Here is a 15,619-nt window from a genome sequence, read left to right as displayed (position 1 = left end):
TTTATTGAAGGCTAAAGGTTGTCTGAACCCATAGATAGATTCACGCGCATAAGGTGGTTGTTTAAAAACGATTTTGAAAAAATCCGCCGACAAAGGGTTTTGATCTGTGGCGTGGGGGGCGTTGGGGGCTTTGTGCTAGACGCTTTGTATCGTGTGGGGATAGGGCAAATCACTATCATTGATAAAGATGTGTTTGATGTTACCAATCAAAACCGCCAGATTGGCTCAGAAAGGATAGGAGAATCTAAAGTGTTGGTGTTGCAAGATCTCTATAAGGGCATTCAAGCTTTGAATTTGCATATAGATGAAGCGTTTTTAAATTCATTTAATTTTAGAGATTATGATTACATTTTAGATTGCATGGACGATTTGCCTATTAAAACAAGCTTAGCGATAAAATGCCAGAATTTCGCTTACGGGAAATTTATCAGCTCTATGGGGAGCGCGAAACGTTTGAATCCTAAACACATCAAAGTGGGGAGCGTGTGGGAAAGCTATGGCGATAAATTTGGGCGTAAATTTAGGGATTTTTTAAAAAAACGCCGTTTTAAGGGGGATTTTAAAGTGGTTTTTAGCCCTGAAGTCCCGCATTGCATAGAGCTTGGGAGCTTTAATGCGGTTACAGCGAGTTTTGGCTTGCAAATAGCGAGTGAAGTCGTGCAAGACATTATCAACAACAATGAAAGGAAGTGGAATGAAAGATTACGAAGACGAATTGGAAGATTTTGAAGAAGAAGAATTAGAGGGCTTTGAAGAAGAAGATGAAGAGTGTAATGATTATAAGAATGTCTATGATGATGACGATTATGAAGACTATAACTCTGATTATGAAGAAGAGTGAAAAATGATTTATGCAGGCGTCCTCCAGCATGCTTATTGCGGCTCTAGAAAAAAGACTATAGAGCATACAGCCAACCTGCTTGAACAAGTGCTAAAAAAACACCCTAAAACCAATTTAGTGGTGTTGCAAGAATTGAACCCTTATAGTTATTTTTGCCAGAGCGAAAACCCTAAATTTTTTGATTTAGGCGAATATTTTGAAGAAGATAAGGCTTTTTTTAGCGCTTTAGCCCAAAAATTTCAAGTAGTTTTGATCGCTTCTTTGTTTGAAAAGCGCGCTAAAGGGTTGTATCACAACAGCGCGGTTGTGTTTGAAAAAGATGGCTCAATCGCTGGAGTGTATCGCAAAATGCACATTCCTGATGATCCGGGGTTTTATGAGAAATTTTATTTCACGCCAGGGGATTTGGGCTTTGAGCCTATTATTACAAGCGTGGGCAAATTAGGGCTTATGGTGTGTTGGGATCAGTGGTATCCTGAGGCGGCTAGAATTATGGCTTTAAAAGGGGCAGAAATTTTAATCTACCCTAGCGCGATAGGGTTTTTAGAAGAAGATTCTAATGAAGAAAAAAAGCGTCAGCAAAACGCATGGGAGACCATTCAAAGAGGGCATGCGATCGCTAATGGCTTGCCTTTGATTGCGACTAACAGAGTGGGCGTGGAGTTAGATCCTAGCGGCACGATTAAGGGGGGCATTACTTTTTTTGGATCTAGTTTTGTGGTGGGGGCTTTGGGCGAATTTTTAGCTAAAGCGAGCGATAAAGAAGAGATTTTGTATGCGGAAATTGATCTAGAACGCACCGAAGAAGTGCGCCGAATGTGGCCGTTTCTAAGAGACAGACGCATTGATTTTTATAACGATTTGTTGAAACGCTATATTTAATCAGTCAATCAATTTAAGATTTAAAGTTAGAAAGGGTTAAACATGGTAGATGCAATTTTTTGCGCTAAACAAGCGCGAAAATTCTATCATTTTTGCGCGGTATCTTTATTTTAACAAGGAGCAAAAATGCTAGAAAATAGCTCTATATGGAGCAATCCTGCCTTTGTGGCTATCATTTGCATGTGCGTTCTTAGCCTTTTAAGGCTCAATGTCATGCTTTCTATGATTAGCGCAACTCTCATAGCAGGGCTTATGGGAGGGCTTGGGATCACAGAGAGTTTTAATGCAATGATAGACGGCATGAAAGGCAATTTAAACATCGCCTTAAGCTACATCCTTTTAGGGGCTTTAGCGGTAGCGATCGCTAAAAGCAACCTCATTAAAGTCGCTTTGAGTAAGCTGATAGGCTTAATGAATTACAAACGATCCACTTTTTGCTTTTTGATCGCTTTCATCGCATGTTTTTCGCAAAATTTAGTGCCGGTGCATATCGCTTTTATCCCTATTTTAATCCCCCTCTTTTGCATTTGATGAACCGGCTAGAATTGGATAGAAGAGCGGTCGCTTGCGCTTTAACCTTTGGCTTGCAAGCCCCCTACTTGGTGCTTCCTGTAGGGTTTGGCTTGATTTTTCAAACCACCATTTTAGAGCAATTGAAAGCTAATGGCGTTAGCACCACCATAGCGCAAATCACAGGAGTGATGTGGATAGCGGGGTTAGCGATGGTTGCTGGGCTATTTTTAGCGGTATTAACGCTATACAAAAAACCCAGACGCTACAAAGAAAAATCTTTTAATATAGAAGATTACGCCTCGCTTCAATTAAACTACCATGACTATTTGACTTTTATAGGGATTGTCGTGGCGTTTGTGATCCAATTAGCCACCGATTCGATGCCTTTAGCCGCCTTTTTAGCGTTAGCGATCATCTTACTAGGCCGTGGCATTAAGTTTAAAGAAACAGACTCTTTAATGGACGATAGCGTAAAAATGATGGCGTTTATCGCTTTTGTGATGTTAGTGGCTAGCGGGTTTGGAGAAGTGTTGCAAAAAGTGCATGCGATAGAGGGCTTAGTGAATGCGATCACAAGCATAATCCAAGGGAAGTTTTTAGGGGCTTTTTTAATGCTTGTTGTAGGGCTGTTTATCACTATGGGGATAGGGACTTCTTTTGGCACGATTCCTATCATTGCTGTGTTTTATGTCCCTTTATGCGCGAAATTAGGATTCAGCACGGAATCTATGATTTTACTCATCGGCATAGCCGCAGCCTTAGGTGATGCAGGCTCACCGGCTAGCGATAGCACCATGGGGCCTACTTGCGGGCTTAACGCAGACAACCAACACAATCATATCTATGACACATGCGTGCCGACTTTTTTAGTCTATAACCTCCCTTTGATTGTTTTTGGAGTTCTTGGAGCGTTACTATTAGGCTAATCTATCAAGTTAAGAAAATCTTTTCTTTAGCCTTACCCTCTGGGGTTAATGCTTTTTTAGATGTGCTGGTGGTCGCGCTCTCGGTTTTTTTTGTGGGTAAGATTTCGCACCATCACATTGTGGCTTTAGGGGTGGGCTTGCAATTTTTGATGCTTTTTTATGGCATCAACACGATTTTATACACCGGCACTAACGCCATTCTGTCTAGGCTTGTGGGGGCTAGGGATTTTGCTCAAATCAATCACGCTTTTTCAAGTATTTTCATAGGGGCGTTTGTGATTTGTTTGGGCGTGCTGTTTGTTTCTTATTTTTTGATTGAGCCTTTTTTAAATTGGATGCAATTACAAGATCCTTCACGCCAATTGACGCAAGATTATTTAGAAGTCTTGGTTATCGCGCTACCGAGTATTTTTTTAAAAAATGTTTTAGTTTCAGCGCTCGCTAGTTTTTCAGACACTCTAACCCCCTTTATTGTCAAAATCATCATGGTCATTGCATGCATTTTCTTGAATCAAGCCTTGATTTTTGGGGATTTTGGTTTTAAAAAAATGGGGATCGTGGGATCTGCTTTAGCGAATGTGGTTGTCTCTTATTGGGAATTACTCGCGCTTAGTCTTTGGATACAAATCAAAAAAATCCCTTTAAAATTCAAAATAACCTTTCATTTTTCTTTTTTAAAAACCATGTTTAGAGTGGGTTGGCCGGCCGGGTTTGAGCGCTTATTGAGCTTGTTTTCTTTAATACTCTTGTCTAAATTTGTAGCGAGCTATGGGGATAAGGTGTTAGCGGGCATGCAAATAGGTATTAGGGTGGAAACCTTTTCGTTCATGCCCGGATTTGGGTTTATGATCGCAGCGATGGTTTTAACAGGGCAAAATTTAGGGGCGAACAAGCCAAAGATCGCCACAGAATACGCGCATTTGATTTTAAAAATCTCTATGGGTTTAATGGGGGTTTTAGGGGTTATTTTAGTCTTATTCGCTAAAGAATTCGCGAGCCTTTTTTCTCAAGATGGAGAAGTTTTGGAAGTGGCGCGATCTTATTTGATCGCTGTGGGCCTCTCTCAAGCCCCCTTAATTGGGTATTTTGTGCTAGATGGAGTTTTTAGAGGGGCTGGCATTTCTAAAGTCTCACTATACATTAACACCTTAAGCTTATGGGGGTTAAGGATCATGCCTATTTACTTGCTTTTAATCTATCATTTTAAGGTGGAATTTATTTTTGTAGTGATCGCATCAGAAACTTTTTTGCGCTCATTCATCTACTATAAGGTTTTTTCTAAAGGCATTTGGAAAAGGTGCGGGAAAAAGGCTTGATCATTGCTTGAGCGTAGCGGTCGTTTTGAAACGATTTTCTCGCACCACTTGCACACCCACTTCGCCCACATACTGAGCGCTCTCTTCTATCCTTTTAGCGATCTTTCTGGCAATAATAGGCACTTGATTGTCCCTGACTTGGTTGGATTTGACAATCACTCTTAATTCTCGCCCACTCTCCATCGCATACGCCTTTTCCACTCCATCAAATTCTAGCGCGATCTCTTCTAAAGCTTGCATGCGTTTAGCGTATTCTTCATCGCTCTTTCTCCTAGCCCCAGGACGCCCTGCTGAAAGCGCATCAGCCGCGCACACGCTCGCGCACTCCACGCTCAAAATCTCTTCATGCCCATGGTGGGCATAAATCGCATTGATCACAACTGGGTCTTCTTTATGGCGCTTGCACACTTCAACGCCTAAATTCACATGGTCTCTCCCAAGCTCTTGAGTGAGCGCTTTACCAATATCATGCAAAATACCGGCTCTTCTGGCAAGTTTTTTATCCCCCTCAAGCTGTTCTGCAATCAAGCCGGCTAAAAGAGCGACTTCTTTAGAATGCTGTAAGGCGTTTTGCCCGAAACTGGAACGATAACGCATTTTGCCTATTAAAATTTTAAGCTCATCTTCCATAGCCCCAAGCTCTAATTCTAGCACCACGCTCTCCCCTTCAGAAAGCAATTCTTTTTCCATGTTGCGCGCGACTCTATGATAAACTTCTTCAATCCTGTTAGGCTGGATACGGCCGTCTTCTATTAAAATTTTAAGCGTTTCGCTCGCTACTTCACGCCGATAAAGATTGAAACTGGACAAATACAATTCGCTGCTACCTTCGCTAAATTCTATATCCACCCCACTGACTTTTTTAAACGCTTCAATGTTTTTTCCGTCTTTGCCTATCACACGACCCACATAATCTGAGCAAGGCAAAGCAATGCGAGTCGTTAAATTCTCTGCCGCATAATTACCCGCAAAACGGGCTGTCGCTTCCGCTAAAATGGCATACGATTTTTTCTTGCCCTCTTCTTTGGCTTCTTTTTCATAACGCTTGATTAATGCGCTTTTTTGCGCTTCTAATTCTTCTTCTAATTGCTCTAAAACCATGCTTTTAATTTCATCTTTGGTATAAGCCATGTAATTGAGCATCGCATCTAGCGCTTTGGCTTGAGCTTCTTTGCAAACAGCGCGCTGTTTTTTAAAATTTTCCCTCTCTTGCTCTAAAATTTGGCGTTCTTTTTCAAGCTCTTGTTTTTCCTTTTCCAAATAGCGTTTTTCATCTCTTACAAATTCTTTGTGTTGCGCTTCTAAATGCTTCAAATGCGCTTCTTTTTTTTCAAAATGGGTTTGGAGTTGCAAATTTTTGTTTTCGTATTGCTGTTGCAATTTGCATTCTTGGCTTTTCATGCGCATCTCTTCAGCTTCCACAAAAGATTTCGCTTGAAATTCCATTAATTTGGCTTTAGCTGAAGCGCCTTTTAAAATGGTTTGCCCTCTAGCGTAATAGATCTTTTTCATCACATAATACATGATTAAAGCGGTAATCAAACACGCTACTAAGACTTCTAATGAAATGTAAATTAACCCGCTGCTCATAATGTTTCCTTTTATCATTCTTCATAACGATACGAGCATTCATGTAAAGATCCGCTTCAATGTCATAAGCGTTTGTAAGAACACCATTAGCTAGAGCTAATTCCCTACTCACAAACACGATTAAGGGGCGTTTTAGCCGCCTTTTGAATAATTGGGGCAAACTCCTATCATACATGCCTAGCCCAAAACCCACGCGCCTAAAGCTTGTATCCATCCCTAAGATCGGCACGACAATACAATCCAATTCCCGCTTATAATAGCGCGATAAACTCGGCTCATCAAACCACCCCAAACGCCTTAAGGGCAACCTAAAGGGCGCGATAGTGAAACCCTCTTTAGAAAAATTAGCGCCTTTTTTGATGCTTTTAGGCAACCACACGCGCTTATTTTTTTGTCTTAACTTCAAAATCAAAGGCCTGATGTCAAGCTCATGCCCTAATGGGCTATACAATAAAATATTTTGATAATCTTTGAGTTTCCAAAATAAAAGCTTGCAAGCCAGTTTATCCCTGAGTGCTTTATCTTTGGTTGGTTTAGCCCTTTTCAAGCGTTCTTTACAAAAATCTCTAAAAATCGTTTTAATGGTTATAATCCTTAAATTTTAGACCTACATTATAGTATAATTTTAGGTTATTAGTTACCATTTTATTATTCTTAAGGATGTGTTTATAATGAGAATTAAGGCTTATTTTTTGCGTTTTATCGCGCTGGTTTTGATCGTTTTGTTGGGTTTTAGCGCTTGTAAAAATTCTCAAAAATCTCAAGATTCTCAAAACAATACCACCCAACAAGATAGCCCTAAAACCTACACCGCTACGGATTTGAATAACCAAGAATACACCATCACAGGCGATTTAGATTCTCTAAATATCAGCCCGGATTCTAACGCCCCTACCCTATTAGTTTTAAGCGCTTTAGATAATTTTTTAAAAGATTACACCCCCAGCTTTAACGTCTTAAAAAAAACTTTTAAAGATCGTTTGAGGGTGCTTATTTTACTCAATCAACCCTATTCAAGCGATGAAATCAAAGACTTTAATACGCATTCTCAAACTGATTTTATGATTTTAAACCCTAAAGATACCGCTCTTTTTGATCATTTAAAGCATGACTCTTTAAACCATTCTTTTAACATGCTCTTATATTACAAACACCAATTGATTAAAATGTATCAGGGGATCGTGCCAATAGAAATGCTCCAATTTGATATTTCCAATTTAAAGGATTAAAAAACCATGTTTAATTTTTTCAAAAAAATTGTCAATAAAATTAAGGGTGAAGAGGTTAAAGAAGAGGCTAAAGAGAAAAAGCGCCAAAGCGTTCCTAAAGAGGAATTAGAAGAAATTTTGATTGGCTTTGACATTCAATACGATTTGATAGAGAGCTTGTTAAATCATTTAGGCGATTCAATCACGCCCAAGCAATTAGAAGTCGCTTTGTTGCGTTTCGTGCGTGGGGAAAGCTATTATGATAAAACCCGCCTAAAGACCATCACCACAAAGCCCTTAGTGCATTTGATCGTGGGGGTTAATGGGGCGGGCAAGACTACAACGATCGCCAAACTCGCCAAGCTCTCTTTAAAACAGCATAAAAAAGCGCTTTTAGGAGCCGGCGACACTTTTAGAGCGGCCGCAGTCAAACAGCTCCAATTATGGGGCGAAAAGCTTAACATTCAAGTCATTAGCGCTAAAGAAGGGAGCGATCCAAGCTCTCTAGCTTATAACACCATAGAAAGCGCGATCGCTAAAAATATAGATGAAGTTTTTATAGACACCGCCGGGAGGTTACACAACCAGACCAACCTTAAAAACGAGCTTTCTAAAATCGCGCGCACCTGCTCTAAAGTTTTAAAAGACGCCCCCTTTTATAAATTCCTTATTTTAGACGGCACGCAAGGGAGTTCTGGGCTCACTCAAGCCAAGATTTTCCATGAGACTTTGGCGCTAGATGGCGTGATCATGACTAAGCTTGATGGCACTTCTAAAGGCGGAGCGATTTTAAGCGTGCTGTATGAGTTGAAATTACCCATTCTTTATTTAGGAATGGGCGAAAAAGAAGACGATTTGATCGCTTTTGATGAAGAACGCTTTATAGAAGATTTGGTTGATGCGGTGTTTGTGGGACAATAAATTAAAAATTATTGATTAAGAATAACCCTAAAACTTATATCCATGTGGTTTGCTTCTTGCAAAGCGTTACAAACCTCTGCGTTTTTGGCATAAAACTCCTTAAGCGGAATGTGGGAATAAAGCTTTTTGTGCGCTCCATCAATCCTGCAAATTAACGGGCGGGATTCATAAATCTTGCACAGATTGGTTTCTAAATCCAAAAATTTACTCCCCTACCCCCCTGTGTAGTAAAACGCCCTTGTGGAAGTGTCGTTATTTTTATCATTCCACATGTTTTTTTCTGGTTTATTGATGATAGATTGTTTTAAAAGCCTTTTCATCATTTTTGTATCTTTATTGATGATCGCCTCTTTAGCGTCTATGGCGTCTTGATAGTATAAACATGGGCAAATCTTGCCATCAGAAGCCAAACGGATACGATTGCAAGATTGGCAAAAGTCATCGCTATGCGGAGCGATAATGCCAAATTGATAGCCATTTTCTAGCGTGTAGATTTTAGAAGACCCTTGTTTGGGTTTTTCCATGCCCATAATCTTATATTTTTGAGCGATCAAATCTAAAATTTCTTCCTCTTTCAAGCCTTTAACCAAACTTTTAGCATGCGTATTTTCCATAAATTCAATGTAGCGGATTTGTATGCTTCTGTTTTTTGCATACTCTAAAAGCTCTAAGATTTCATCATCATTAACGCCTTTCATCACAACCATGTTTAATTTGAGTTTTAAACCCACCTTTAAGGACTCTTCAATCCCTTCTAGCGCATTTTTAAGGGCGTCTTTTTGAGAGATTTTTAAAACCCTATCGCTTTTTAAAGAATCCAATGAAACATTCACCCGTGATAACCCAGCATCTTTTAAACCCTTAGCCATTTTTTTGAGTAAAAAACCATTAGTGCTTAAAACTAACGCCACTTCCTTATTGTAAGCGTGTAGTTTAGCGATAAACTCGTCTAAACCCTTGCGTAACAATGGCTCACCACCCGTGATTCTGATTTTTTTAACGCCTTCATCAATGGCGATTTTAAGAAATTCTAAAGCATTATCCAAAGGCAATAATTCTTCATCATCAAAAAAATCTAATGGCGTGGTAGGCATGCAATACTGACACCTGAAATTACATTGTTTGGTTACAGACACCCTAATATAATCAATAACCCTATTGAAACTATCTACTAACACTCCCTTTTCCCTTATGCCCTTTATTTAAGCTTTTAGTGTAACATGATAAACAATGACTTAACAACATCAAAATGGATAGAACTTTTGAAAAACCCTATCATTGAAAACATTCCTTGCGTTTTATTAGCTGGGGGCAAAAGCTCTCGTTTCACCATCAATAACATTCAAATCAATAAGGCTCTCATGCCTTTAAAATCGTATCCTAGCCTTTTAGAATACCAATACACACGCCTTTTAAAACTTTTCAAACAAGTCATTATCAGCACTAAAAAATCTTACGCACTAAACGCTCCCTATCTTTTAGAAAAAGAGAGCGGCCTTTTTTCACCCCTTTTTGGCATTCATAACGCTTTTTTAACGCTGCAAACCCCTTATATTTTTTTTATCGCCATAGATACGCCTTTAGTGTCCTTTGAAAGCATTAAGGCTCTTTGTGAAATTAAAAACTTTAGCGTAGTCTATGCTAAAAGCCCCACAAAAGAACATTATTTGATTTCTTTGTGGCATCAAAGTATCCTTAACGCCCTTAATTACGCCATTAAAACGCAAAATTATCGCTTGAGCGATCTTATCAAAAACGCCTCTTCAACCGCTATCCATTTTGATAAAGAAGAAGAATTTTTAAACCTCAACACCCTAAAAGACTATGAATTAGCCGTTCAAATTTTAAAAGAGGGAGCAAATGGCTGAAGAAGAAAAAACCGAACTCCCTAGCGCGAAAAAAATCCAAAAAGCCAGAGAAGAGGGCAATGTGCCTAAGAGCATGGAAGTGGTGGGGGTTTTAGGGTTATTGGCTGGGCTGATGAGTATTTTTGTTTTTTTTATATGGTGGGTGGATGGTTTTAGCGAGATGTATCGCCATGTGTTGAAAGATTTCTCCCTAGATTTTAGCAAAGAAAGCGTTCAAGAGCTGTTTAACCAGCTGGCTAAAGACACTTTTTTATTGCTTTTGCCTGTTTTAATCATTTTAATGGTGGTGGCGTTTTTGTCTAATGTCTTGCAGTTTGGCTGGCTCTTTGCCCCTAAAGTCATTGAACCCAAATTTTCTAAAATCAACCCTATCAATGGCGTCAAAAACCTTTTTTCTTTAAAAAAGCTCCTTGATGGGAGTTTGATCACTTTAAAAGTTTTTTTAGCTTTTTTCCTGGGGTTTTTCATCTTTTCCTTGTTTTTAGGGGAATTAAACCATGCGGCTCTTTTGAATCTAAAAGGCCAGTTATTGTGGTTTAAAAGCAAGGCGTTATGGCTCATTTCTTCGCTTTTGTTTTTATTTTTTGTCTTGGCTTTTGTGGATTTAGTGATCAAACGCCGCCAATACACCCACTCTTTAAAAATGACCAAGCAAGAAGTTAAAGACGAATACAAACAGCAAGAAGGAAACCCAGAAATCAAAGCCAAAATCCGCCAAATGATGGTAAAAAACGCCACGAATAAAATGATGCAAGAAATCCCCAAAGCCAATGTCGTGGTGACTAACCCTACCCATTATGCCGTCGCTCTCAAATTTGATGAAGAACACCCTGTGCCGGTGGTGGTGGCTAAAGGCACGGATTATTTAGCCATTAGGATTAAGGGCATCGCCAGAGAGCATGATATAGAAATTATAGAAAATAAAACGCTCGCTAGAGAGCTTTATAGGGATGTGAAATTAAACGCTGCCATACCAGAAGAATTGTTTGAAGCGGTGGCGATAGTCTTTGCTCAAGTGGCTAAATTAGAGCAAGAACGCCAAAAACAAAAGATCATCAAACCTCTTTAAGATTTTTTAAACCCCTTTTAAGCCCCAAAAAGACACTCAATCAAGGACACTCAATCAAAAGGCTTTAGTTATCCCTACTTGAGCTTTAAATTTGATGCTCCAAACGCCTTAAAGTGTTATGGATGTATTCTAAAAGCCACCCTAACAAGCCTAAAAAATAAAAACCCAATCGCACGCCATAGTATTCTTTAGTTTGAATGAACATGCTAGAACACAGCACCACCACGCTAAGCCCCACGATCAAAATAAGTGTGTTAGCGTATTCATACAACCCAAAAAGGCGTTTGTGGTAGATTAAAACCAGTATCAATAAAATAAGAGCGAGGATAAAAAGGGAAAAATCCACGCAATCAGACACGCTTAAAAATCTAAAACTCTGTAAAGAAGAAGCAAAAACCCACACGATGCAAATATTCATAGAGGGCAAGAAAGATTGCTTCATGCTAGCCCCTAAAAAACGCCACAATAAAGTCGCTAACAGCGCAAAATAGAAAAGATAAAGCACGATTAAAGAATGTTTAACAGGAAAATTCCAAGCGTAAAAAGAAAGGCATAATATCCCTACGCAAGCGCATTTTTGGCGCGTGAGGGTGAAAGGCTTTAGAATAAGCGCAAGCAGATAAATCAAAGAAACGCCTATTAACCCCAAGTAATCTAATTTGACAATGAAATCATAAACATGGTTTTCAAACAAAAAAAACAATTGCGAAAAATCGTCGCTGAAATGCGAAAGCAACAAAGTTTCTACATTGAACAAAAACAACAAAAAAAACAATGAAGAAAAAACGACTTTATGCGTGTATATCTTTTGATAAAAATTCATCTATAGCCTAATCATTGCCTAATCATTCTTGCTGAAGAAACTATCAATGCCATCAGCAATGCCCTTAGCCAAGATTTTTTGATACGGTTTGCTTTGGATGCGTTTAGATTCTATCGCATGGGAATTATAACCAATTTCTATTAAAATTGAAGGCATTAAAGCCCCGGCCAACACCCAAAAAGGCCCCTCTCTAACACCCCCATCCACCACATCAGGGTAATTTTTGCGGACACTCTGGAGCATGCCGTATTGCACGTCAATCGCTAATTTGTTAGAGACGATCAATCGCTGCGTGTTCAATGAATTTAAAAACAAACTTTTAGAAAAATAATCCATCAAATTCACATCGTCTTTATTTTCTTGCTCAGCCACTTTCCTAGCCCTTTCACTCCTTGCGGTGGATAAAAAATAAGTCTCTATGCCATGGGCGTTAGAGGTGGAGCGTTTAGGGATGGAATTGGCATGCACTGAGATGAATAAATCCGCGCTTTTTTTATTGGCTAATTCCGTTCGGGCCACTAAATCAATGTAAATGTCCTTATCCCTTGTCAATAAAACGCTATAACCTCTTTTTTTAAGCTCTTTATGCAAAAACTTCACCACTTCTAAAACAATGTCCTTTTCACACACCAAATTCGCGCTCATCGCCCCACAATCTTTCCCCCCATGCCCAGCGTCCAAAACGATCTTTTTGTGTTTTTTGCGCTTGGTTTTGATCCAAGTATCATTTTTTTCTGCTATAAAGATTTGGTTCTTACTCTCATTTTCCGCTTCTTTTTTAGGAATTTCTTTTTTAGGAATTTCTTTTTTAGCGCTCCTTTCGTTCAATGGAGAGTGCGCGTGTTTTGAATGCGCATGCTTAGTTGGCGTTTTCTCCTTAGCCTCTTTAGCCTCTTTTTTAATGGGCTTAGGGGTGGGTTTTGGCGTCTGGTGTTTGAGTGCATGGTGTTTGGGTGGTTTGGGCGTCATTTGATGCCTTATTAAGGGTTTTTTCTCCACGATAGAAACATAGAGCTTGTTTTTAAGGATTTTAATCTCATAAGTCATCTTAGGAGCATAGCCGATAACCACTCGCGCTAATTTAGGGCTGAATTGCACGATCGTGATGAAAGATTGCTTGGAGAATTGGTAATGCTTTTTAGGAATGGTTAGAACCGCTTCTAATTCCAAATAACTCTTAAAATTTTTGAGCGGAACTTCTTTGAATTTTTTAATTTCTTGATTAAACACCATTTTGACACTGCTAGAACCAAAAGGCACAATGTTGATGATTTTAAGGGTTGTCGCATAAGCAAAATGCAACCAAAAAAGACATGCAACAACCCCTAACCTCACAAGCACTACAAATTAACCCTCTGTAAGCTCTTTAATCAATTCATGCACGCTGATAATTTTATCCACTCTATAGCCGTTAGCCCCAGTAAAATAAAGCCCATCTTCTCTGTTTCCTAAATAACTGCGCCCCAAGCCATCAGCGATGCAATAGCCCACCTTTTTAGCCTCTTCACCCCTGTTACAAGGCGCTACACAATTGCTCACGCATGCGATTTTGGGCGCGTTACCCTCTTCAATGCGCTTGATCACCCCAGTATTAATAGCCCTAGCCGGATAGCCTACAGGCGATTTAATGAGTAAAATATCTTCTTTTTTGAGCGTGGGCAAAAGATCGGCATACACTTTAGCGTCGCATTCTTTCGTGCCTAAAAAACGAGTCGCCATTTGCACCCCACTCGCTCCAAGACTTAGCATGGTGTCTATATCTTTTCTATCCCAAATCCCCCCAGCAGCGATGATAGGGATATTCCCCCATTCTTTAGAAGCTTCCACGACTTTAGGCACTAAGTTTTCTAATCGGAATTCTTCTTTGAAACAATCTTCGAATTTAAAGCCCTGATGCCCCCCACTCAACGGCCCTTCCACAATGAATGCGTCCGGGATTCTTTTATACCGATCGCTCCACCTTTTACAAAGGATTTTTAAAGCCTTCGCTGAAGAAATAATAGGGATGAGCGCCACATCGCTAAAACCTTTAGCGAATTCAGGCATGTTAGTGGGCAAGCCAGCCCCTGTAATAATAATATTCGCTCCCGCTTCACAAGAATCCCTTAAAACACGGCCGTAGTCATTGATAGCGTATAAAATATTCGCTCCTAAAGGCTTGTTCCCGCAAATCTTCCTAGCGTTTGCAAAAATCTCATTCAACGCTTTTTTAGAGTAAAAATTCAAGGCTTCAAAGGGTTTTTTAGCCACAATCCTTTCTACAAAACGCATGTTTTTATAATAACCAGTCCCTACGGCTGAAATCACTCCTAAAGCCCCTTCTTTGGCAGCATTTCCAGCTAGTTCATCCCAACTAATCCCCACACCCATTCCCCCTTGAAAGATAGGGAATTTTATGGTGTGCTTACCGATTTTTAGCGGTTTGAGTGTTGATACCATAGCTCTTTCCTTAGTTAATATTTAATTTCATAAATCTTTTCTTACCAAGCTGTATAACATAATTTCCTTTAACAAAACGATAACTCTCATTTTTTACCACTTCTTGATTAATCTTTACCCCTCCCCCTTGAATATCACGCCTGGCTTGTGAAGTGGATGGGCAAAAGCCAATCTGTTTTAAAACATCTAAAATCCCCACTCCCTCATCAAAATCGCTCTCTAATAAAATTTCAGGCAAAAGGTTTGCGCTAAACACTTTAGAAAATTGCTCTTTAGCCTTGATGGCTTGATCATTATCATAATAACGAGCCACGATTTCACCAGCAAGATCTTCTTTAACGGCTTTAGGGTGCAAGGTTTGATTTAAAATACCATGTTTTAAGTCTTCAATTTCTTCTAAAGTCTTAGCACTCAAAAGGGTGTAATAGCGCCACATGAGATCATCGCTCACGCTCATGATCTTCCCAAACATCGCATTAGGCTCTTCAGTGATCCCCACATAATTCCCCAAGCTTTTACTCATTTTTTGCACCCCATCAAGCCCCTCTAATAAAGGCATGGTGATGACAGACTGCTCTTTATTCAAGCCATAAGCCCGTTGCAAAAAGCGCCCCACCAGCAAATTAAACTTTTGATCATTGCCCCCAAGCTCAATATCCGCATCCATCGCTACTGAATCATAGCCTTGCAACAAAGGGTATAAAAATTCCACGATGCTAATGGGGCGGTTTTCTTTGTAGCGTTTAGCAAAATCGTCCCTTTCTAGCATTCTAGCGACTGAAAACTTCGCACACAATTCTATCATGCCCTTTGCACCTAAAGTATCCAACCAAGTGGAATTAAAGCACACTTCGGTGTGTTGTTGATCTAAAATTTTATAGATTTGCTCTTCATAAGTTTTAGCGTTTTCTAAGACTTGCTCCCGGTTTAAGGGCTTTCTGGTTTCATTTTTCCCTGTAGGATCGCCTATCATAGCGGTAAAATCCCCAATCAAAAACTTGACCCTAGCCCCATATTGCTGCAATAAAGCCAGTTTTTGGATCAATACCGTATGCCCTAAATGCAAATCGGGAGCGGTAGGATCAAACCCGGCTTTAACGATAAAGCGTTCATTGGTTTCGTAATATTTTCTCACCAGCTTTTCAATATATTCTAATCCAATGACTTCATTAGCGCCTCTTTTGATCTCTTTTAAGGCGGTACTGATTTTTTGTTCCATGTTC

General features: G+C 39.6%; 16 protein-coding genes and 1 pseudogene. 9 read left to right on the top strand and 8 right to left on the bottom strand.

Features of this window, described 5'->3' with window-relative positions; genetic code table 11:
• The first annotated feature begins 57 nt into the window (after positions 1–57).
• The 5 genes and pseudogenes from D2C78_05460 (at position 58) to D2C78_05440 (ending at position 4,478) form a co-directional block, all read left to right on the top strand.
• Entirely contained in the window at positions 58–729 is a 672-nt protein-coding gene (locus D2C78_05460) for a tRNA threonylcarbamoyladenosine dehydratase (GenBank protein QEF35822.1), read from the top strand.
• A complete protein-coding gene (locus tag D2C78_05455) occupies positions 695–841 on the top strand; it encodes a hypothetical protein (protein QEF35377.1) in 147 nt (48 codons plus the stop codon). The genes D2C78_05460 and D2C78_05455 overlap by 35 nt, the downstream gene beginning before the upstream one ends.
• A gap of 3 nt (positions 842–844) precedes the next feature.
• Positions 845–1,723 carry a carbon-nitrogen hydrolase gene (locus D2C78_05450; protein QEF35376.1) on the top strand — a complete coding sequence of 293 codons (879 nt, stop codon included), beginning with the start codon at positions 845–847 and terminating at the stop codon, positions 1,721–1,723.
• Positions 1,724–1,849: 126 nt separating this feature from the next.
• Positions 1,850–3,162 (top strand): annotated as a pseudogene (locus tag D2C78_05445) (sodium:proton antiporter).
• Between the two features lie 17 nt (positions 3,163–3,179).
• Positions 3,180–4,478, top strand: coding sequence for an MATE family efflux transporter (locus D2C78_05440; GenBank protein ID QEF35375.1), 1,299 nt, complete (start codon positions 3,180–3,182; stop codon positions 4,476–4,478).
• Here D2C78_05440 and rny read toward each other — a convergent pair whose 3' ends face one another.
• Positions 4,479–6,068, bottom strand: a complete 1,590-nt coding sequence (gene rny / locus D2C78_05435; protein QEF35374.1) for a ribonuclease Y — start codon at positions 6,066–6,068, stop codon at positions 4,479–4,481.
• The gene (locus D2C78_05430; GenBank protein ID QEF35373.1) at positions 5,968–6,642 is read right to left on the bottom strand and encodes a 5-formyltetrahydrofolate cyclo-ligase; all 675 of its coding nucleotides are present in this window, start codon (positions 6,640–6,642) and stop codon (positions 5,968–5,970) included. Before D2C78_05430 ends, rny begins: the two co-directional genes overlap by 101 nt.
• A 97-nt stretch (positions 6,643–6,739) precedes the next feature.
• On the opposite strand from D2C78_05430, the gene D2C78_05425 reads away from it, so the two are divergent.
• Together D2C78_05425 and ftsY are read left to right on the top strand one after the other, a co-directional pair.
• Positions 6,740–7,297, top strand: a complete 558-nt coding sequence (locus D2C78_05425) for a hypothetical protein (GenBank protein QEF35372.1) — start codon at positions 6,740–6,742, stop codon at positions 7,295–7,297.
• 6 nt (positions 7,298–7,303) lie between these two features.
• Positions 7,304–8,197: a signal recognition particle-docking protein FtsY gene (ftsY, locus tag D2C78_05420; protein ID QEF35371.1), complete on the top strand. Its 894-nt coding sequence runs from the start codon at positions 7,304–7,306 to the stop codon at positions 8,195–8,197.
• A gap of 8 nt (positions 8,198–8,205) precedes the next feature.
• On the opposite strand, the gene D2C78_05415 is transcribed toward ftsY, so the two are convergent.
• Both D2C78_05415 and moaA read right to left on the bottom strand, forming a co-directional pair.
• The gene (locus D2C78_05415) at positions 8,206–8,397 is read right to left on the bottom strand and encodes a YkgJ family cysteine cluster protein (GenBank protein ID QEF35370.1); all 192 of its coding nucleotides are present in this window, start codon (positions 8,395–8,397) and stop codon (positions 8,206–8,208) included.
• A gap of 12 nt (positions 8,398–8,409) precedes the next feature.
• Positions 8,410–9,375 (bottom strand): GTP 3',8-cyclase MoaA, encoded by a 966-nt coding sequence (gene moaA, locus D2C78_05410; GenBank protein QEF35369.1) that lies wholly within the window; start codon positions 9,373–9,375, stop codon positions 8,410–8,412.
• Between the two features lie 84 nt (positions 9,376–9,459).
• Between moaA and mobA the strand changes: the two genes are divergently transcribed.
• Positions 9,460–10,065, top strand: a complete 606-nt coding sequence (gene mobA / locus D2C78_05405) for a molybdenum cofactor guanylyltransferase MobA (protein QEF35368.1) — start codon at positions 9,460–9,462, stop codon at positions 10,063–10,065.
• On the top strand, positions 10,058–11,134 hold the full coding sequence (flhB, locus tag D2C78_05400; GenBank protein ID QEF35367.1) for a flagellar biosynthesis protein FlhB: 1,077 nt from the start codon (positions 10,058–10,060) through the stop codon (positions 11,132–11,134). The genes mobA and flhB overlap by 8 nt, the downstream gene beginning before the upstream one ends.
• A gap of 85 nt (positions 11,135–11,219) precedes the next feature.
• Here flhB and D2C78_05395 read toward each other — a convergent pair whose 3' ends face one another.
• Genes D2C78_05395 through D2C78_05380 form a run of 4 tightly spaced genes read right to left on the bottom strand, consistent with a single transcriptional unit; the run spans position 11,220 to position 15,615 of the window.
• On the bottom strand, positions 11,220–11,957 hold the full coding sequence (locus D2C78_05395; protein QEF35366.1) for a hypothetical protein: 738 nt from the start codon (positions 11,955–11,957) through the stop codon (positions 11,220–11,222).
• An 18-nt stretch (positions 11,958–11,975) separates the two neighbouring features.
• Positions 11,976–13,298, bottom strand: a complete 1,323-nt coding sequence (locus D2C78_05390) for an N-acetylmuramoyl-L-alanine amidase (GenBank protein ID QEF35365.1) — start codon at positions 13,296–13,298, stop codon at positions 11,976–11,978.
• Between the two features lie 6 nt (positions 13,299–13,304).
• Positions 13,305–14,396 (bottom strand): nitronate monooxygenase, encoded by a 1,092-nt coding sequence (locus D2C78_05385; GenBank protein QEF35364.1) that lies wholly within the window; start codon positions 14,394–14,396, stop codon positions 13,305–13,307.
• Between the two features lie 10 nt (positions 14,397–14,406).
• Positions 14,407–15,615, bottom strand: a complete 1,209-nt coding sequence (locus D2C78_05380; GenBank protein QEF35363.1) for a tyrosine--tRNA ligase — start codon at positions 15,613–15,615, stop codon at positions 14,407–14,409.
• Positions 15,616–15,619: the final 4 nt, after the last annotated feature.

It is taken from the genome of Helicobacter pylori, from assembly GCA_008032935.1.
Taxonomy (GTDB): Bacteria; Campylobacterota; Campylobacteria; order Campylobacterales; family Helicobacteraceae; genus Helicobacter; species Helicobacter pylori_CX.
Note: the sequence above shows the minus strand (reverse complement) of the source record. Positions and strands in the feature narration are given on the sequence as shown.